Raw genomic sequence first — 19,957 nt, 5'->3', positions numbered from 1 at the left:
ACTGCATTCACCAACATGGCAAACTTAAAATCAAGGCGTCCAACTGCGGGTTCATCCTGGCACTAACACTGTTGCAGGCATATTTTGCCGCATAGGGTGGTTAAAGTTCCGGGGGTAACTTCAGATAATACGATCAGTACTTGTAGTTTGATTATTGGTTACTTTATGCACAAACATATTAAAGGATCGAGCTTCTTCTTTATAGTATTTTTTCTATAAATAATAGCATCTTACCATAATTTACGCAACAATGAACAATTTAATGGATAATTTATATAATATTGAAACGTAATTCGCAGTTACTTATATTACATAACCAACATGAAGCCCCTTTATCGTAAACTTCCGGGTAAAATAGAAAGCTCATTCAGCGTTAGGCACGATGTGATGCCTAACTATGGTAACATATGGCATTATCACTCCGAACTGGAATTACATTACAATATACAAGGCGAAGGTGTACGCTTTATTGGCGATAATATTGGCAACTTTTCGGGCGGCGAGCTGATTTTACTGGGCGAAAATTTGCCACATGCGTGGCGTTGCCGGGAGGAATACTATCAGCCTAATTCGGGCCTCACTATAGAAGCCATTGTGATGCACTTTTTGCCTACCTGTTTGGGTAAAGATATACTGAACTTACCGGAGGCTTACCTGATACCTAAACTCTTTGAACGGGCTAGGAGCGGTATGATTATTACCGGCAGTACGAAAGAAAAGGTAATTGAACTGATGAAGGAAGCTATTGATGCGAGCAATCTGGACCGCATCATAATTATGCTGTCGATATTAAAGCATTTGGCCGAAACCAGCGAGTACAAGCCCATTGTGAACGAGATCAGTGCGTTTCAGCAAAATACCGATCTGGACGATAAGCGGTTAAGCAACATTTATACTTATACGCTTTCCAACTACAAACGCGATATTACCCTTAAAGAAATTTCTGCTTTGAGCAACCTGAGTGTTACCTCATTTTGCCGGTATTTTAAATTGATGACCAACAAAACGTATTACGATTTTTTAACCGAAATACGCATAAGCCATGCATGCCGGCAACTAGTTGAAAACAAACTCACCACCGAACTTATCTGCTTCAATTGTGGTTTCAACAACATATCTAACTTTTACCGCCACTTTAAGAAAATTAAAGGCGTAACCCCGGTTGAATATAAGCGAAAGTATTTGAATTATTAGGGTGTTTTCATTTGATAAATTGCTAAATTTTATCCCAAAGTAAATTATATTACTTTGCGTAGCACATAGTAAATCTTAGTAAATGCATTGGAAGTCATATTTTATTGGTCTAGTGTTTTTAGTGGTTTCGTATTTGCTTTATAGATTGAATAAATACGGTGGCGTGCCATCTGAAGAGAATAATTGGACAGGCTCAACGCGAGGCAACTATATCTCACTGTGGATGTGGACTATCTTTTGTATCATTGTTGGGATAGTATACCTACTAAAATCCTTGCCATCTCAAATATAATCTGTTTGAAAAAAGTATAATACTACTTTTTAGTTAGGCAGGGACTATTCTCCCCAAGCGGTTATCATTAAATTGCGGTTACCGCCATGGTTGCGGTGTTCGCATAGATAAATGCCTTGCCAGGTACCCAAGGCTAATCGGCCATTGCTTATAGGTATCATGACCGAAAAACCCAGCATGGCGGCTTTCAGGTGGGCAGGCATATCATCTGATCCTTCATCATCATGTAAGTAATCGGGATCATTTTCGGGCACGGCCTTATTAAAGTACATTTCAAAATCTTTGCGTACAGTAGGGTCGGCATTTTCATTTACCGTTAGCGAAGCTGAGGTATGCTGAATAAACACCTGGCAGATACCGGTTTGTATTTCGGCAATTTGCGGCACTGCCCGCACAACCTCGCTGGTTATTAAATGAAAGCCCCGCTGCCGGGCGGTAAGTCGTACAGCTTGCTGGTATATTTTCATGGGTTCAGCTCAATTATAAGTATTGTTTACAAATGTAAGCCTCATTTACCATTATAGTTTTAGTACTTAGTTAAATACAATAACCATTGGCCGCTATTGGGCTTATTAATAGTGGATGCTGTGCTTAAATTTGCTTTGATGACTTGATCTTTTTCGGCATTATACCAAACGGCTTTGTATAGTCGTGAAGGTAGTGTACGGGCTAAATTAATGGTATCGCCCTCAAGCGAGTATATTAATAAGGTACTAAAATCTTTGGTGGCCAAGCACCAATTATTGTCGGCATCTTTCAACAAACCGTCACGAGGACTCATTCGTGCTAAAGTTTCTGAAAGATACCGATTAACGAAGCCATCAAAAGGTGTACTGTCTTTAACACGCCCCTGACTTTGGCCAGCCGCCGGGTTTTGAAGGTAAACCTGTGCAGCACCAGCCATTAGTGCGGGTATCTGCCCAACACAGTTATGCCATGCTATAAAGGTTTTTGCCGGGAATTTATCGCGATATTCGCGCACTTGCTTATAAGCCATTTGTGGCGTGGTTGCCGGTGGCGTATCTACACCTTTACCCAATAACTTAGCATTCAACTCCCTAAAGGCTAAATTTTGTCCGCCTTGCGGCGCCCATATGCTGCCATTGGGTTTGTACTGCCAGTAGCGCATATCCACAACATCTATCATAGGGCTAAACTCCGGATTGTTTAAAATAGAATCGGTTATATCCTTACTGGTGCCGATCTCGAGCCGTACTTGCTTATGGTTGCGTTTTTCCCAGGCGGCAACCGTACGTAAAAAGAATTTTTGAAACTCCAGTGGCCCTGCAAACTGATAGCCTAAATTAAACACAATATTTTGGTATCCGCCCAGCTCGTCCAAAACGTGGTTAATGTAAGCTTCATGAAGCTTTTTAAGACCTGCATATGCCGTACTGTAAAACTGGTTGGCCAGGTGCAGGCGATTGTTACCTTCGAGCGGAGGTGGTTCGGGCAGGCCGGTATCATTTATGTTATTGGCCGGCCGCCAGGGGTAATCGGCCCAGTGTGCGCCAATTTCGAGTACGTTGTGGGTGTTGTACAAGCTATGGTAGTAAACAAAGCCGTTTTGATCAACTAACTTAAGGAAATCTTTAATACGGTTAAAATACCAGGGATTGTAGCGGGTAAGGTCAAATTTGCTTAAACCATCCCAAGCCTTGCCTTGCCCGCTTCGCGCCCACGGGAATTCGTAAAAAGCCGCCCATACATTACCATCCATACGTTCAGTAACGGAGTGTTCGTCGCGCCGGCGGTCGTACCATAAGCCCGGTCCTCCCTGGTAAAAGGTCATACCATCAGTTGTCATTTTGCGAATCATATCGGGCAACTGCTCAGTTAAGCCCCGGCCGCTTTTGCCCGGCACGTAACGCGTTATACTCACGCCTGCATCTAAAGCTATGGATGGAATAACATGACCCAGCCACCACGACTCATTTACTTCGCCGCCCCAAATTATTTTGTTATTACTCACAAAGCGCCCGTTCACCAGTGCAATTGGCCGGTGGGCAACTGCTGTTGCTTTTAGTGCCGGAATATCTTTTGCGGTAAAAGGTACCGCGTGCTGAGTGGGGGTTGTAAAAGTATAAGCAGCCGATATGCCCCTGGTTGTCAGTTGACTTTGATACAATGACTGGCCAGAGTTTACTACCGTGTTAGGTGTAAGAGGATGCCCTTTGATGATAAGTTTGTTGGCCTTGCAATTCCATACTATGGAGTTGGCCGCAGTCCAGCCGGCGGCTTGCACGCGTTGCATATCGTAACCCAAAAAAAGATCAGCACCGGAGATGGTTACATTTTCGAACAGGGTACCGGCCGACCAGCTTTCCAATGCTCCGCTGGCACCCAGCGAATTTGTAGTAGTGCAATTCAGAAATACATTCGGCCCCGCAGCACATAGTCCGGTGGCAAAATCGGCCATGCCGTTTTCCGAACTACAGTTTTTAACCAATACCTGCTGTCCTTCAACATAAAAATTACGACGACGATATCCGCCGGTCTCTGATATAGGTTCAAGAGCAGCGCAGCCATCTATGGTTACCCGGCGGCCCAACTGTGCTACCATAAATGCAGAGCCAACAAAATGCCTCGCAGTAACCGATTTTATATATACATCCTCGGTATTATTAGCAGACACGCCAATCCAGGCATGCTCCTCATCCTTTGGGTTAATATTGCCGTATTGACTAACCAGCGTTACACCTTCCAAAATAATGTTAGAGAAGGGAGTTTGCTTATGCCTGGCTATAGATCCGCCTCCATATTTAGCCTGCAGAGCTTGTGTTATAGGAGCGTCAATAGTGATCAAATTGCTTTGATGATCAACATAAGTGATCGTTCTGTTCCAAATCAAATCTCGTGTGCCTTCGCGCCATTGCAGGCCCCGCAGGTCGGCAAATACTCCTTTAATGGTATCCATACCCAAGGCTGCTATCCATGCTTTGGTTGATGGGCGCTTTATAGCTATGCTCTGGCCAACCTTTAACGCTTTTGCGTCGGCTACCTTAAAACGCATATTGCCTGTTGGTGCATCATCTGTAATTTGGATCGACGTAGTTACAACCGGATCTTCACTCCGCCCAATTTCAATTAAAGCACGTCTGCTGGTACCGGTTGCTGTAATAACGGTGCCCTTGCTGCCTTTTATAACTACACCAGATGTTGTGATGTGCAACTGTCCGTCAACTTTATAGTTGCCCGCCGATAAAAGCAATGTACCGCGAAAACCATTTTTTTGCATTGGGTACCGGGCAAGTTTGTTTATGGCCGCTTGTAATAATCGGGTATCATCATAGCCGGTTGGCTTTATAATAAGGAGGGTAGGCACAACTAAATTCGTAGCGGCAGCTCCGCCTTTATAGCCCGCGTAAGAAAAATCGATTTTGATACTTTCGGGCGTTGTTTGAGCGATAGCCACAACATTGATGCACAAAGACAACAGCGCGATAAAAGATATCTTTGGTAAATTTGGTTTTAGCATTTCGGCGAAATGAATAATTGGTGTGCCTAAAGTATACCTAAATCAAGTGGTCTGCAACCTGCTTTGTCCTGTATCCAAACGGTTTAATTTCTCGTATAACTTTTCAAAAGTTGAATTAAACTGATGATATTGCCCGACGTATCCCTAAAATATACTAACGACATGATTAATAACCTGCCGATCCCTGCCAATGAGATGGAAAGACTTAAGGCTTTGGCTGAATTGGATTTAGATTACACCGAACTATCTGATAACTTAAAAAGCCTGAGCAAACTGGCGGCTAAAGTGGCCGGAACAGATATATCCATGGTGAACTTGATTGATTCGTTTACGCAATGGACGGTAGCTAACCATGGTTTAGAGATTGACCAGATGGAAAGAAGCGATTCGGTTTGCCAATATACTATTGCGCAGGAAGGTGGTTTTGAGGTTAAGGACCTCTCAGCCGATGCGCGTTTCATGGAAAAGTTTTATGTTACCGGCGATCCTAATCTGCGGTATTATTACGGTGTTCCGTTACGTGCCGATAACGGCACAAATTTAGGAGCTTTATGCGTAATGGATAGCCAGGAACGTGAGCTGTCGCCCGAGAAGATGGAGATGCTCAAAATTATTGCCGATGAAGTAGTAAACCGATTAAAGGCGCTGAAGGTGATTGAATCCATGCGCGGCAAAATCCAGGAAGTGACAGAAAGCCAGCGCCGGGTGGCACATGATATTCGTGGTCCTTTGGGGGGTATTATCGGTTTAGCACGCATTATAAGCGAGCAGGGCAACGAGAACACCATGGAAGAGGTATTGGAATTTATTAACCTGATACAAAAAAGCGGACATTCGATATTAGAGCTTGCTGATGAAATTTTAAGCCTCGAAGCGCCGGTCCAAACCAGTGAGCCCAAGCTGGCCAGTGATGAGTTTAACCAGATAACCCTAAAAGAAAAACTGCTTAAACTGTACATGCCCCAGGCGGTAAATAAAAAGATACAGTTTGTGGTACATACTAATACCATTACACAGGCCATACCATTTTCTAAAAATAAGCTGCTGCAAATTGTTGGAAACATCATTTCTAACGCCATGAAATTTACGCCGGCCGGCGGAAGTGTTACGGTTAACCTGGAGATTGAAATAGAAGCACACGCCCATACGCTGTTGATGAAAGTACAAGATACCGGCATTGGCATGAGCATAGCGCAAATTAACCAGATACTGAACGGACAAGGTGAAACCACTGCAGGTACCAGTGGCGAACAAGGCTACGGTTTTGGCCTGGCTTTAGTGAAGCACCTGGTTGATGGTTTAAAAGGCAGCCTGCAAATTGAATCGCAGGCAGGGCAGGGCACTGCTTTTGTGGTTAAGTTGCCGCAAACGGCAGCTAAAAAACAGGTGTAATACTGCATAGCAGCCAATTTAACTGTTGATGAATTGGCTGTGAAAATTAATGTAGATGATGCTACTATTCAAAAGTATATCTGTACGTGCTGCTACTTTGTGTCGAAGAATGTGGCTTTTATTCAGTAGGCAATTTTTAAAGCATTCACCGGCAAACCATGCCGCACAAATGACAACTTAGGTAAACCGTATAACAGAAATAAGGAAAATGAAGTGGATTACGCGGGAGCGTCCTAAGATTGACCGTATTGCTACGCCCTGGTTAATTATGCGGTTTATTGACACCGAAGCGCAGATCATCTATGTGCCTGCCCGCGACGTACTTAAAAGCGCCCGTGAACTGGATGCCATACCCTTTGACATTCCGGATGTAGAACTTTCCCACCACAATGACATGTGCACATTTGATGCGGTATTGAAAAAATATGGATTGAAAGATCCTGCCCTGGAAACTATGGCCGTCATTATAAGAGGAGCAGATACGGATGGGCATCACCTGGCTGCGCAGGCTTCTGGCTTGTGGGCTATATCGGCCGGGCTGGCTTTTAATATAAAGGAAGATCAGGAACTGCTAAAGGCTGGTATGGTAATTTATGATGCGCTGTACAGTTGGGCAAAACACCTACAACAAGTTAAGCACACGCAAAACCCCGTAGACCAAGTGCTGCTGGATGTTTACCATAAGTTTCTGCAGGATGACAAGGGTAAAAGCAAGGTGCCGGCATGGGCAAAAGAGCTCAGGGAAATTATACAGGACCAGCTGGATATTAATTTGAGTTTAAGTTTGAAAGATTTATCTGGGGAACTAAACGTGCATCCGGCTTACCTGTCGCGGGAGTTTTCCAAATACTTTGATAACTTGTCGTTTGGAGAGTATGTGCGCAAAATGCGTATTGATAAAGCTATTAAGCTTTTGGAAACCACCACTCATTCGCTGTCTGATGTAGCCTATCTCACCGGTTTTTCTGACCAAAGCCATTTTACACGCATATTTAAAAAACAAACCGGCCAAAGTCCCTTGTTATACAGAAAATCTTTACTGAAAAAGTAAAAACGATTCCAAAAGTAAAAACCGTTCTATATACCGGCCGTCGTGATTAATAGCATTGCAGAAAACAAAATGCAATGTCTATTACCAATTTCAATTTCAAAAAAGCCCGGCCTTTGTGTGTCTTCTTCACACTGCCTATACTATTACTTTTTACTTCTACCCATCTGTTGGCTCAAAATACATATCCTAAAATGGCTGGCTATGTTGGTATACTGCACCCAATAATTACGTTTGACAGGGGCGGAACACATGCCAATTTTGGTAGCAGTTATACCATTGGCGTGCCCACCGGCATTAATATCTGGAAGAGTGCAAAAGTTGGCTTCTCGGTAGAAATGGTTCCCTTTGTGAGGACTGAAAACAACATTAGCCGTATGAACAATTTTTTGTTCCACCCAGGCGTGTTAGTTGCTTTAGGTAAAGGCTATACCTTTGCCGGGCGCGCCGCTTTCGAAACATCCGGCAGGTTTGGCTTTACACCGGTATTAAATAAGGTGATTATCCACGGCAAAAGCATTAACTACTTTGCAGCCGTACCGCTACCGGTACGTTTTGGAAACGAGCGACCAACATCACTAACAGCCAGTTTTCAATTTGGAGTTGTGTTTTAAGTTTTTAACACGGGCTTATTCTGCTGGCGGCAGCGAGATGAAAAAGGTAGTGCCATTACCCGGTGTGCTCTCAAACCAAATCTTGCCGCCATGCTTTTCTATAATGCGTTTTGAAATAGAGAGACCCAGTCCAAAGGGTTGCTCGCCGCTGGTACCCACTCTTTTGGCAGGGGTAAACATTTCAAATATGCTATCCTTGTCTTTTTCGGCTATGCCAATGCCATTGTCGGCAAAATATACCAGTATGTCTTTATGTTTATGGTTTATGCCAACCTTAATGCTGCTTCCTTCGTGACTAAATTTAATTGCATTTACAATGAGGTTATTAAAAACACGCCAAAGCTTTTCGTGGTTAACGTTGGCCATAATTGGAGTTTCGTCGCTTTCAAAAACGATGCGTTGCTGTTTTTCCAAGGCCTTGAACTGTAATAGTTCAACGGAATCGAACAGTAACGACCTTACGTCAAGTAATTGAACAATGATTTTTTCGTTTTCATCTGCCAGTCCCGTCTTCAGCAATTCGTTAATCATTTCCATGGTATGCATTCCCGTGCTCTCAATTAAGCCCAGCATGTGACGGTTCTCTTCAGAGAACTCATCTTCGCCCAATAGCATAGCGGCAAGGCCAGTCATCCCCGAAAGCGGATTGCGCAGATCATGAGCCATAACCCGCATAATACGAATGTAGTTTTTGTTCACCCGCTCCAACTCGGCCATTGCTTGCTCCAGTTGCCGGTTGTGTTCTTCTGTTTCGCGATGAGCCTTTTCCCGGCGCTTAAGGTTGCGATAAATAAGGAAAATGATAATAAGGGATAGCACAACAATAACTGTTGTGCCAATAAGAAAAAGCTTTCTCACTCTATCTTTATGCGACAGATTGCGCATGGCCTGTTGCTGGTACAACGAGTGAAGTTCGCGGCTTACATCGAGTCTTAATAAGCCTGACGAACTGGTATTCAGCGAATCCTTTAACCGGATGAATTTATTTTGATAAGCATAAGCCTGTGCCAGTTTGCCCTGTTTATAAAGATACTCGGCGTATAGTTTGTGCCATATAATTACACCATCGGGGTTTTGTTTACCGTATACATTAAACCTTAGGCGGGCTTGCTCAAAAGCCGCCGAGGCTTTTTTATACTCGCCTGTTTGCGTATAAAGCTTGGCAAGTTTTACATAGGGTGGTATTTTTATACCATCGGTTTCTTTTAAGGGCGTGGCAATGCAGGCATTCAAGTATCGTGCAGCTTCTTTTAAATTGCCTTGTTTTAAATTTAAGCCGCCCAGGTTATCATATACTACTACTCGGGCTGCATTTACATCAATATGGCGGCGTTCTGCATCATTAATCAGTGCCAAATCCTTTTGATAATATATTAAAGCGCTATCCGGATACCCGGCTTTTTCATAAGATATAGCCGAGCCATTCAATGCACTTTGTTGCGTGTAAAATGATCTTTGCAATGAAACTTTGTCATCGCATTTTTTCAATAGCTGGGCGCTTTCAGCCCAGTAGCGGGCTGCGAGCTTATAGCTTTCTTGCTTATAGTAAATATTAGCTATTTTAGTAGATAAGTAACCATTTTCACAATCGCCCACGGCAGCGATATGCCTGGCGGTATAATAGTATCTTAGTCCTGCATCATATTGTTTAAGGAAAATACTCGATTCGCCTTTAGCCAATAAGGCTTTGTAATACTTTTTAGGATATTGCTGTTTCCGTGCCTCTGAACTGAAAAAGGCAAGCGCGCTATCAGCATATCTATTCTTAAGTAAAAGGGCTGTTTCGCACTCCGATAATAAGCTGTAATAATCACTTATAGACGGATCGGTAGGCGTGATTTTTTTTCGTATCCTGATGAGCAGGTTTATACTTTCGTGTCGTTTTTGAGCTGCCATCAGGCTATCGGCCTGGCGTAGCTCCTGGCTAATGTTGGCGCCGGTAAGCTGGCTTGGCTGTTTACATGAGCTGGTAAAATTGAACAGTGCAATAAGCAGTATAATGCAAAAGTTTGGGGTATCGGCTTTCAGTTGCGGCATGTATGAAAAATTATGACGGTATGTTTAGTGTCGAAAAATATAAAGAATATAACGGCTTTTAAATTTTAATGAAAAAATATTTCCTTAAAAAATCAACGAGCCAGTAGTATGTTTGAATTTTGCAACCAATAGTTTGAATTTTGCAATGTTAGTTGAAATGAATAGGCTAATTTTGAATAACAAAATTAAAGGCTATGAGCAAAGTAGAAACACTGGAAGACTTTTATCAGCATAAATTCGACTACTTACCGTTGAACATTCAGAATGATATAGGCCATTTCAACGTGTTCAGAAGCGAAGATTGCTTTAAGCCCGGCGCTAAACCCATTACTTACAGCCGGCGCGATTATTACAAAATTGCGCTTGCACGGGGCAGAAACCGGTATCACTATGCCGACAAAAGCATCGATGTTGATGGTTCAACGTTAATCTTTTTCAATCCGCAAGTGCCTTACACTGTCGAAACGCTTTCTGAGATCAGGTCAGGATACTTTTGCATTTTTTCTAAATCGTTTTTTACCGATAAGATACGTGGCGGACTCAATGATTTGCCCATGTATGCTCCGGGTGGTAAGCCTGCGTATATTTTAACCGAGCAGCAGGACGAGCAGGTAAGCCAGATCTTTAATCGCATGCTGGACGAAATAGCGTCCGACTATGCCTTTAAGTATGATCTGCTGCGTAATTATGTTACCGAGATAACACACTTTGCCTTAAAAACGCAACCTTCAGAGAACCTTTTTCAGCACCCGGATGCCAAATCGCGCATTACGGCGGTGTTTACCGAGTTGCTGGAAAGGCAGTTTCCTATTGAAACGCCTTCGCAAAGGTTTACCATGCGTTCGGCTAAAGATTTTGCCTCGCAGCTGGCTGTGCACGTTAATCACCTTAACCGGGCTATTAAAGAAACCACTGGCAAAACCACTACCGATTTAATAGCAGAACGTTTAGTTTCTGAAGCACGATCACTGCTTCGCCATACCGACTGGAATGTGTCTGAAATTGGTTACTGCCTTGGTTTTGAGGAGCCTGCTCATTTCAATAACTTCTTTAAAAAACAAACACAGCTTACGCCGTCCAGGTTCAGGCTAACGGCCTAAACAGTTTGTATTTGGTTATTAAATAATACAATCATTTCGTTAATTGCAGGCCTAACATTGCCTGTAATGGAAACATCATTTAATGCGCTCCTGGTAAGTGAGAAAGACGGTCGCTTTGTAAAAGAAGTTCAGAAAGTGCAGCTATACCAGTTGCCTGATAATGAATTGTTTATTAAAGTGAGCCACTCGTGTATCAACTATAAGGATGCGCTCTCTGCATCGGGCAATAAAGGTGTAACCCGTAAGTTTCCGCATGTGCCAGGGGTTGATGCAGCCGGTATAGTAATCCGTTCAACATCAAGTTTATTTGCCGTGGGCGACGAAGTGCTGATAACAGGCTTTGATCTCGGCATGAATACCTGGGGCGGGTTTGGTGAATATATCAGTGTTCCTGCCAGTTGGGTGCTGCGCTTACCGCAGGGCTTAACTGCGCAACAAGCGATGGCATTTGGTACGGCCGGCTTAACAGCCGGCTTGTCTGTTTATGAGCTAGTTAGCAAAGGTATAACACCCAACAAAGGCGAGGTGGTAGTAAGCGGAGCCACAGGTGGCGTAGGTAGCATGGCTACAGCCATCTTATCCAAATTAGGATATAATGTAGCGGTTGTTTCGGGTAAGCGCGAAGGTGAGTACCTGCACAATGTGCTTGGTGCTAAACGCATTATAGGTCGTGATGAGTTTGCTGAACAATACAACAGTAAAGCTATGGCAAGCCCGGCTTTTGCAGGCGGAGTTGACACCGTAGCCGGCCCTATACTATCGGGCATGCTGAAGGCAACACAGTATGGCGGTACAGTAACCTGCTGTGGCATGGTATCATCAGCCAATGTGGATACCAGTATATTTCCGTTTATACTAAGGGGTGTAAGTCTGGCGGGTATCGACTCGGTTCTGGCACCTATGAATTTACGCAGGCATGTATGGCAACTCTTGGCTACCGACTGGAAGCCCGAAAACCTCAACAGCATGGTTGAGAACATCAGCTTGAACCAACTTGCTGCTAAGCTGGATGAAGTGCTTAATGGCCAGGCCAAGGGCCGGTACGTCTTGGTGCACAATGAGTAATAGCGCTAAATACCCCGTGAAGAACCCTTTTGTAAGCTTAATATAATAAGTGGTTGGCTTAGTTTGTGAAGCGCAATTGGCAAACTCATTGCGTTTCTGATGATATATCCAATAAGTCCTTTTTTAGTGCATAAGTGATAGAAGCGCCTTGCATACAATCCCTTTATTTCGATGACTTCTTGCCGTTAATGGGTTGAATTTTGCAATTCGGGATGCGGATTGTTTGAATTTTGCAATTAATGAATTGAATTATGCAAACGGTACCCCCTTATGGCACCGTACTTTTGTACTATCAAATAAGATATAACACTTATGAAAACAATTAAAGTATGGTTTATAACGGGCGCGTCCAAAGGCTTTGGGCTGAGCCTGGTGAAGCAATTGTTAAGTGACGGTCAGCTGGTGGCGGCCACTTCCAGAAATATTGATCACCTTAAAGCAGCCGTGGGTTCCAGCTCGGGTAAATTCCTCCCTTTGGAGGTTAACCTGAGTAATGAGTTGAGCGTAAGCGAGGCGTTGGAGGCTACTAACGAAATTTTTGGCCGTATCGATGTCATCGTTAATAATGCTGGCTACGGCATAGGCGGCAGCATTGAGGAGCTTACCGATGAGGAGACCCGCTCCAGTTTTGATGTTAACGTGTTTGGTACGCTCAATGTTATTCGTAAGGCCATGCCTTACCTACGTGCGCAGCAATCAGGCCATATCATTAACCTGTCATCAATAGCAGGTATTGCGCCGGCCACCGGCTGGGCTATTTATGCCGCTACCAAGTTTTCGGTTATTGGCCTTTCTGAAGTGCTGGCCGAGGATGTTCGTTCATTTGGTATCAAAGTAACGGTGGTTGCGCCCGGAGCATTCCGTACCAGCTTTTTAAATCCCGAATCTATTGTAATGACTAAGAACCCGATTGAAGAATACCGCGAGGTAAGAGATACACATGCCCGTTACCTGCAAATGGATGGCGGTCAGGCCGGCGACCCGGAGAAAGCTGCAGCTGCCATGATTCAGCTGGCATTTGAAGAGAACCCGCCGCTATACCTGCTTTTAGGCAGCGATGCTTACGAAAGGGCAATGCGCAAACTCGATTATCTCGAAAACGAGTTTAGGCTCAACGAAGAACTAACTAAATCAATGGCCTATCATGGCTAATTTATCACCCTGTCAATCATCTAAATAATATATTATGGAAACTCAACAAAAAGTATGGTTTGTAACTGGTGCCTCTAAAGGCTTAGGTTTAACTTTAGTAAAAAAGCTATTGGCAAAAGGCTACCGGGTGGCCGCAACCTCACGTAACGTAAACGACCTAAGTACCGCCGTTGGCAGTGCTGCTCCCGAGAGCTTTTTGCCATTGGCCGTAAATCTAAAATCGGAAGAAAGTGTGGGCGAAGCCATTGGTCAGGCTATTAATCAATTTGGGCGTATAGATGTAGTGGTAAACAATGCAGGCTACGGGCTACTAGGTAGTTTAGAGGAATTGAGCGACGCCGAAGCGCGCGAAAACTTTGATGTGAATGTGTTTGGCTCGCTTAATGTAATACGCCAGGTTATGCCGCATTTACGTGTACAAAAGTCCGGTCACATTTACAACATCGCATCTATAGGTGGTTTTACAGGCAATTATCCGGGCTTTGGTATTTACTGCGCTACTAAGTTTGCCGTGCATGGCTTTACCGAATCATTAGCTGCCGAGGTAAAAGATTTTGGCATTACGGCCACGGTAGTATCACCAGGTTATTTCCGTACCGATTTCCTGAGCGCCGGATCGATAGGAATGCCCAAAAATGAGATCGCCGATTATAAAGCTGTTCGCCAATCGCAAGAATTTCACAATGAGCAGATGGCTGGTAACCAGGCAGGCGACCCCGAGAAAGCAGCTGATGTAATGATTGAAGTGGCCGAAGCACAAAATCCGCCAATGCATTTATTCTTAGGTCAGGATGCTTATAACGGCGCTTATGCCAAAATGGATGCTGTAAAAACTGACTTGGAAAGCTGGAAAGCCTTGGGTACCTCTACAGATTTTACTGCTTAAGCCAAAAGTTACCGCAGGTTTGCGGCATGTAACAACTGAACTGTTTTTAACTCTAAACTTTATATGATGCATTCAGAAATAAGTTATATCCTGTTTAACATATTGCGCTTAGCATTGGCTACAACGGTTAGTTATTATATCGTTTACCACGCCAGAATAAAAAAGCTAAGCTGTAAGTAATAACACATCTTGCTTACAGAAGCATAATATATCACAGACAGCAAATAAAAAAATCATGAAAACCGACACCGACTATACCGGTATGTGGGTAACCCGCGACGGCTATATACGCCATCACTTATTGCCCGGCGGACGGTATGACGAAGCACGAGGCAATCGTCAAAGTGCCTACCAAGGTAGCTATACCATTACCGGCAACCACATTGACTATGTTGACGACACCGGTTTTACAGCCGACGGCGATTTTAGGAACGGCATTTTATACCACGCCGGAATGATACTGTACCGCGAGGGAAAATCTTAACCTCCTCCGCTCCAATACCCGATGCTTAGCGTTGGGTTTTGGTGTATAAAAGCCTAATCATTCCCGACGGCAACTTCCTGCCTTTGGCCGGTTTCTCTTAAAAACAAGCTGATGATGATAGCCACCGCAATGCCAGCTATCAGGAACAGACCGGTTGACGTAAAATGCTGTGCATGGTTGGTGGTAGTAGACAGGGTTTTACCGAACAATCGGTTAAATAATGGCCCCAACAACGCGGTTACGCCAAACGTAATAAAGTTGATAGCTCCTGTAGCGCTGCCTTTTACTTCATCGGGATTTACTTCTTTGATGATAGTATAAGGTATCATAGATGCGCCCGATCCTGTACCCATTAAGAACATACTGATGTAAGCTTGCATTAAATGCGGTAAAAAAAGTAATTGCAAAATACTGACTATCATGAGCAGGCCACCACCAATAATTACCGGTTTACGCCGGCCGGCAAAGTCTGCCAACCAGCCGAGCAGCGGGCAACCCAATACCCAACCCAACGGCACCATAGAGCTAACCAAAGTAGCCTGCTGATAACTCAAACCGCGGTCTTGCTGAAAAAATACTACGCCCCACACCATAATGAACACGGTGGTGGGGGCAAACAGTAAGCCGGAAACCAATCCGCACAAATAAGACTGTAAGTTGCCAAAAACTGTTTTATAAGGCTGCAGTAAGTTGGTTTCGCGAGTGTTAGATAGCGGCTCTTCGGCAGGCGTTATCCAAAAAAGTATAGCACATAGCGCCATTGACAGTATGCCTGTGCCAATCCAGAAAGCAGAAACCGATACGCCCCGGTGTATGAGCGGGCCTACAATAAACTGGCCTGCAGTGCCGCCCAGCATACCCAGGCATTGCGTAAACCCTATAGCTGTTGCCAGCGAACGCTTTGAAAATCCTTTAGAGGCGAGGTAAACGCAACCCGGGAAGGCAAACGCCGAGCCGGCACCCTGTAATAAACGCCCTGTGTAGCCGGTGTAAAGATGCGATAAAGCAAATAGCAAGCAACCCAAACCAAGTATGAATATGCCTACCGAGACCGCGTATCGGGCACCGGTCTTATCCAGCGCAATGCCGGCTATTAAACTGGTAACCGAATAAGTGTAATAATACGTACCTGCAACAACACTTACTCCAACCGCCGAAAGGCCAAAAAGGCCTGACAGTTCGGGTATCATTACTGAAGGTGACGACCTTACAGCATACTCTACAAAGTAGAACAGCATCGCAATGAACCAGGCCATAACGTATATGTTAGGCTTGGTTTTTAACACAGTTGTATTGGGCGTACTTATATTCATTATGTTTAATTAAGCCGTATACTTAATTAAACCACGTTGTACTTATTTGTTGTAAAAATTAATTAATAGTTATAGTTAAGGGTGGTTTATCAAGACCGTATGGGTAGCGTAAACCAAAAGGTACTGCCTTGGCCAACTTCACTTTCCACACCTATTTGTCCGCCATGCTTTTTTATAATTTCTGCACATATGTAAAGCCCTAAACCTAGGCCTGAGTATTGAATACTACCTACATCTGCACGGTAGTAGCGCTCGAAAAGGTGGGTCCGTTTTTCGGGCAGTATACCCGGCCCTTTATCCATTACTGATACTTTTGCTTTTTCGCCCACCTTCTCAATCAAAACCTTTATTTCTTTTGATTCGGCTGCATATTTCATGCAATTGTTCACCAAGTTCATAATTACCTGATCAATACGGGTAGCGTCGGCAAAAACACTTAAATTGAAGTCGCCCTCGGTTACAATCGTATATTCTCCGGCTACGCGCACATGGTAGCAGCAATCGTTTATCAGATCGGCTATGGTAAACCAAATCTTGTTCAATTGCAGCTGACCTTCGTTGAACCGGCTGGCGTTAAGCAGATCGGTAATTAAAATGCTCACTTTATCCAGGCTTCTATTTGCTTGGTCTATCAGATTCGGCAGCATCTTTTCGCTCGGGTTGTTCTTCATTTTATTGAGCAGTTGCAGCGATGCTTTTAAACTGGTTATGGGCGTACGCAGTTCATGACTGGCCACGCTAATAAACTCATCCTTTTGCCTGGTTAATTTGCGCCGGTGGGTAACATCCATAAATGTACCTATGCCGGCAACAATGTTTCCTTTATCGTCATGTAACGGAGCCGCGTTTATGGATATGTAAAAGCGCTCGGCATCTGGTGGTTGTACGGCTATTTCCCGGTCATACACCGGCTGGCCGGTCTTCATAGTAATGTTCATTGGGTGCTCTTCGGGTGGCAAAACTGTACCATCAACCCTTAAATTTTGCCAGCTGTTGTCGTAAAAAGTACGCTTTAGAATTGCTTCCTGCTCCAGGCCCAATATTTTTTGTGCCATGGGGTTAGCGTAGGTAATACGGCCATCGGTATCAATAATGCCTATGCCTTCGGCCATGGTTTCCAAGATTCGGGTAAGGCGGCGTTCATTCTCCTTAAGCTTTGTTTGTATCTGTTCGGCGTTATTTAGTGAGGCCTTAAGTTGCTTTTCGCTCTCTTCAAAATTTTTACGGTAAGTGATGTCATCCAAAACGGTAAAGCCAAAGGTTTCGCCTTCATCTTCAAATAAAATAGTAGTTACATTAACCCACGCCAGCGATTTATCACTACGTATCAGGCAGGCATCCAGTTTAAAAAAAGGCAGCTTTCTCGACCATAATGCATCCTGTAAGTCGTGCCAGTGTTGCTTATGCTCCTCGCAGGCGTAGTCCAATATACGGGTCCCTTCAATCTCCTCAGCGCTGAAACCCAAAAGTTCAGTTAATGCCTTGTTAACCTTTAGTATGATCAGATCTGAATTGATGATCTTACTGGCTGCACTGGTTAATTCAAATATGGTATCGAACTTATGTTCGCTGTCAATAAATTTCTGTTTATAGTTTGTAGATTGATTATCGTGTTCCATGAGCCCATCAGTAGCTGTCAATATTATATCTGATAACATAAATGACGCCATGCAGTTTGACGAAAGGGGACATCGGTTAATTTACTTTAAATGTTTGCCCAGCTTTAAAAACTGAAGATTGAAAAGAGATTTGGTAATGTTCAGAAATTAAATGAAATTGCTTTGCAGGTTGTTGTTAACAAAGTTGTTGATCAATATTTTATGTATTGATTGCAACCATGATACATAATCTGTTCTACCAATTTTTATATCACTTTAAATTGTACAATACCTTTAATTATGAAAAAAGTAACTGGCCTTGGCGGTGTGTTTTTTAAGGCAGATGACCCGAAAGCCATGAACGAATGGTACGCCAAAAACCTCGGACTGACTACCAGCGAGTACGGAACAACGTTTGATTGGCGACAGGCTGATGACCCCTCAAAAAAAGGATCGACATCCTGGTGTGCATTTCCGAAGGATACCCAATACTTCAATCCGTCAACCAAGCCGTTTATGATTAATTACCGGGTGGAGAATTTGGTTGCGCTGGTTGATGAATTAAAGAAGGAAAACGTAATCATTGTTGATGAGATTGCGGAGTATGATTATGGCAAATTTGTTCATGTGCTCGACCCTGAAGGAAACGTTATTGAGCTTTGGGAACCAAAAGATGAAGCGGACGAGGATAACGTGGCAGGCTAAACATTAGTTTGCCGTGTTTTCCAAGCGCACTTCTAAGTCAGGAAAGAATATAACAACAAAGCCCTGTGTAAAAACGCAGGGCTTTGTTGTTTAAAAGTGTTTTTAGTTAGGCTAGAACCAGTTCGGCCAAGGCTTCTTTGCTGAATCCTTTTAACTCATCGGTGCGTTGCTCGCGTATTTTTTTAACCCATGATGGGTCTGACAGTAACGGACGGCCAACGGCTACCAGGTCAAAATCTCCCCGGTCCATGCGGCGCAGCAGTTCATCAAGCGAGCTGGGTTGTGAGCTCTCGCCGGCAAACGCAGCCAGGAACTCGCCGTTTAAACCAACCGAACCAACAGTAATGGTGGCTTTACCGGTAACTTTTTTAGCCCAGCCGGCAAAGTTAAGGTCAGAGCCCTCAAATTCGTTTTCCCAGAACCGGCGTTGCGAGCAATGGAAAATGTCAACTCCGGCATCGGCCAGCGGGTTTAGCCAAGCTTCCAGTTCTTGCGGCGTTTTTGCAAGCTTGTTGGTATAATCGGCAGGTTTCCATTGCGATAAGCGCAAAATGATGGCAAAATCTTCACCAACCTGTTTACGTACTTCTTTCACTACTTCAAGGGCAAAGCGGCTACGTTCTGGTAAAGTTTTACCGCCCCAGTTATCTGTGCGCAGGTTAGTGGCTTCCCAAAAGAATTGATCAATAAGATAACCATGAGCGCCATGCAGTTCTACGGTATCAAAGCCCAGTCGTTTGGCATCAGCTGTTGCACGGCCAAAGGCGGCAATCGTATCGGCAATATCGCTTTCGGTCATGGTGTTGCCATTGTTAAAGCCAGGGCGGTTTAAGCCCGAAGGACCTTCGAACGGTACAGGCGGCACCCAGCCTGATTGATGATTGTCCATAATGCCCATGTGCCATACTTGCGGGCCCATGGCGCCGCCAGCCGCATGTACGCCGTTAATCACTTCCTGCCAGCCGGCTAAAGCCTGTTCTCCATAAAAGTGGGGAACATTAGCATCGTTTGATGAAGAGGGGCGGTCAATTACGGTGCCTTCTGATAAGATCAGACCCACTTCACCTTCGGCTCTTTTGCTATAGTAGGCGGCTACCGTATCGGTGGGCACACCGTTGGGCGAAAAGGAACGCGTCATGGGTGCCATTACAATCCGGTTGCGAATATTTAATGATTTAAGGCTAAACGGCCTGAATAAACTGTCGGTATTCATATTTAAAAATAGTTGATGTTAAATTTCGGTTTGCAGGAGTTGGCTCAGTGCTGTAAAGGCTTCCTCATTACGCTGGTAATAAGTCCACTGCCCGGCCCGGGTGGCTTTGATAAGCCCGGCGCGTTGCAGTGTAGCCAAATACTCCGATACGGTAGATTGTGTTAACCCCGCCTTGGTTTGGATTTGACTTACGCACACGCCATGGTCGTATCCGTAAACGGCCTGATCGGGAAAGTTCTGTTCTGGATTTTTAAGCCAGCCCAAAATTTGTAGCCGGGTTTTATTGGAAAGCGCTTTAAAAACTTCAACCTGTTCCATGCTGCAAAGATATATCGGAAAATCTCGATATGTCAATAAGCGTTATAACTCGTGACAAAATACTGATA

At 44.1% G+C, this 19,957-nt stretch carries 17 protein-coding genes; 10 read left to right on the top strand and 7 right to left on the bottom strand.

Going from position 1 to position 19,957, the window contains the following annotated elements; genetic code table 11:
* The first annotated feature begins 321 nt into the window (after positions 1 to 321).
* Entirely contained in the window at positions 322 to 1,194 is an 873-nt protein-coding gene (locus tag ABDD95_RS15070; RefSeq protein WP_345948167.1) for an AraC family transcriptional regulator, read from the top strand.
* Positions 1,195 to 1,530: 336 nt separating this feature from the next.
* Here the strand turns inward: ABDD95_RS15070 and ABDD95_RS15065 are convergent, their stop codons facing one another.
* Positions 1,531 to 1,953, bottom strand: a complete 423-nt coding sequence (locus ABDD95_RS15065; RefSeq protein ID WP_345948166.1) for a secondary thiamine-phosphate synthase enzyme YjbQ — start codon at positions 1,951 to 1,953, stop codon at positions 1,531 to 1,533.
* 59 nt (positions 1,954 to 2,012) lie between these two features.
* Positions 2,013 to 4,964 (bottom strand): DUF6298 domain-containing protein, encoded by a 2,952-nt coding sequence (locus ABDD95_RS15060; protein ID WP_345948165.1) that lies wholly within the window; start codon positions 4,962 to 4,964, stop codon positions 2,013 to 2,015.
* 162 nt (positions 4,965 to 5,126) lie between these two features.
* Between ABDD95_RS15060 and ABDD95_RS15055 the strand changes: the two genes are divergently transcribed.
* The 3 genes from ABDD95_RS15055 (at position 5,127) to ABDD95_RS15045 (ending at position 8,018) form a co-directional block, all read left to right on the top strand.
* The gene (locus tag ABDD95_RS15055) at positions 5,127 to 6,356 is read left to right on the top strand and encodes an ATP-binding protein (RefSeq protein ID WP_345948164.1); all 1,230 of its coding nucleotides are present in this window, start codon (positions 5,127 to 5,129) and stop codon (positions 6,354 to 6,356) included.
* A 208-nt stretch (positions 6,357 to 6,564) separates the two neighbouring features.
* Positions 6,565 to 7,407, top strand: a complete 843-nt coding sequence (locus ABDD95_RS15050; protein WP_345948163.1) for a chromate resistance protein ChrB domain-containing protein — start codon at positions 6,565 to 6,567, stop codon at positions 7,405 to 7,407.
* 74 nt (positions 7,408 to 7,481) lie between these two features.
* Positions 7,482 to 8,018, top strand: coding sequence for a hypothetical protein (locus ABDD95_RS15045; protein ID WP_345948162.1), 537 nt, complete (start codon positions 7,482 to 7,484; stop codon positions 8,016 to 8,018).
* 15 nt (positions 8,019 to 8,033) lie between these two features.
* Here the strand turns inward: ABDD95_RS15045 and ABDD95_RS15040 are convergent, their stop codons facing one another.
* Positions 8,034 to 10,055, bottom strand: a complete 2,022-nt coding sequence (locus ABDD95_RS15040) for an ATP-binding protein (RefSeq protein WP_345948161.1) — start codon at positions 10,053 to 10,055, stop codon at positions 8,034 to 8,036.
* A 194-nt stretch (positions 10,056 to 10,249) separates the two neighbouring features.
* On the opposite strand from ABDD95_RS15040, the gene ABDD95_RS15035 reads away from it, so the two are divergent.
* The 5 genes from ABDD95_RS15035 to ABDD95_RS15015 all read left to right on the top strand — a co-directional run bounded on the left by ABDD95_RS15035 (position 10,250) and on the right by ABDD95_RS15015 (position 14,742).
* Positions 10,250 to 11,155, top strand: coding sequence for a helix-turn-helix transcriptional regulator (locus ABDD95_RS15035; RefSeq protein ID WP_345948160.1), 906 nt, complete (start codon positions 10,250 to 10,252; stop codon positions 11,153 to 11,155).
* A gap of 66 nt (positions 11,156 to 11,221) precedes the next feature.
* Positions 11,222 to 12,220 (top strand): YhdH/YhfP family quinone oxidoreductase, encoded by a 999-nt coding sequence (locus tag ABDD95_RS15030; protein WP_345948159.1) that lies wholly within the window; start codon positions 11,222 to 11,224, stop codon positions 12,218 to 12,220.
* Between the two features lie 312 nt (positions 12,221 to 12,532).
* Positions 12,533 to 13,372 carry an SDR family oxidoreductase gene (locus tag ABDD95_RS15025; protein WP_345948158.1) on the top strand — a complete coding sequence of 280 codons (840 nt, stop codon included), beginning with the start codon at positions 12,533 to 12,535 and terminating at the stop codon, positions 13,370 to 13,372.
* Positions 13,373 to 13,406: 34 nt separating this feature from the next.
* The gene (locus ABDD95_RS15020; RefSeq protein ID WP_345948157.1) at positions 13,407 to 14,258 is read left to right on the top strand and encodes an oxidoreductase; all 852 of its coding nucleotides are present in this window, start codon (positions 13,407 to 13,409) and stop codon (positions 14,256 to 14,258) included.
* A gap of 235 nt (positions 14,259 to 14,493) precedes the next feature.
* Positions 14,494 to 14,742, top strand: a complete 249-nt coding sequence (locus ABDD95_RS15015) for an Atu4866 domain-containing protein (RefSeq protein ID WP_345948156.1) — start codon at positions 14,494 to 14,496, stop codon at positions 14,740 to 14,742.
* A gap of 53 nt (positions 14,743 to 14,795) precedes the next feature.
* Here ABDD95_RS15015 and ABDD95_RS15010 read toward each other — a convergent pair whose 3' ends face one another.
* Together ABDD95_RS15010 and ABDD95_RS15005 are read right to left on the bottom strand one after the other, a co-directional pair.
* Positions 14,796 to 16,055 (bottom strand): MFS transporter, encoded by a 1,260-nt coding sequence (locus tag ABDD95_RS15010; protein WP_345948155.1) that lies wholly within the window; start codon positions 16,053 to 16,055, stop codon positions 14,796 to 14,798.
* Between the two features lie 89 nt (positions 16,056 to 16,144).
* Complete coding sequence (locus tag ABDD95_RS15005; RefSeq protein WP_345948154.1) at positions 16,145 to 17,674, bottom strand: PAS domain S-box protein; 1,530 nt, start codon at positions 17,672 to 17,674, stop codon at positions 16,145 to 16,147.
* Positions 17,675 to 17,953: 279 nt separating this feature from the next.
* Between ABDD95_RS15005 and ABDD95_RS15000 the strand changes: the two genes are divergently transcribed.
* Positions 17,954 to 18,358, top strand: coding sequence for a VOC family protein (locus ABDD95_RS15000; protein ID WP_345948153.1), 405 nt, complete (start codon positions 17,954 to 17,956; stop codon positions 18,356 to 18,358).
* Positions 18,359 to 18,464: 106 nt separating this feature from the next.
* On the opposite strand, the gene ABDD95_RS14995 is transcribed toward ABDD95_RS15000, so the two are convergent.
* Together ABDD95_RS14995 and ABDD95_RS14990 are read right to left on the bottom strand one after the other, a co-directional pair.
* Positions 18,465 to 19,571 (bottom strand): NADH:flavin oxidoreductase, encoded by a 1,107-nt coding sequence (locus ABDD95_RS14995; protein WP_345948152.1) that lies wholly within the window; start codon positions 19,569 to 19,571, stop codon positions 18,465 to 18,467.
* 18 nt (positions 19,572 to 19,589) lie between these two features.
* Positions 19,590 to 19,889 (bottom strand): metalloregulator ArsR/SmtB family transcription factor, encoded by a 300-nt coding sequence (locus tag ABDD95_RS14990; RefSeq protein WP_345948151.1) that lies wholly within the window; start codon positions 19,887 to 19,889, stop codon positions 19,590 to 19,592.
* Positions 19,890 to 19,957 lie beyond the last annotated feature (68 nt).

This window comes from Mucilaginibacter sp. PAMB04274 (genome assembly GCF_039634385.2).
Lineage (GTDB): Bacteria > Bacteroidota > Bacteroidia > Sphingobacteriales > Sphingobacteriaceae > Mucilaginibacter.
Note: the sequence above shows the minus strand (reverse complement) of the source record. Positions and strands in the feature narration are given on the sequence as shown.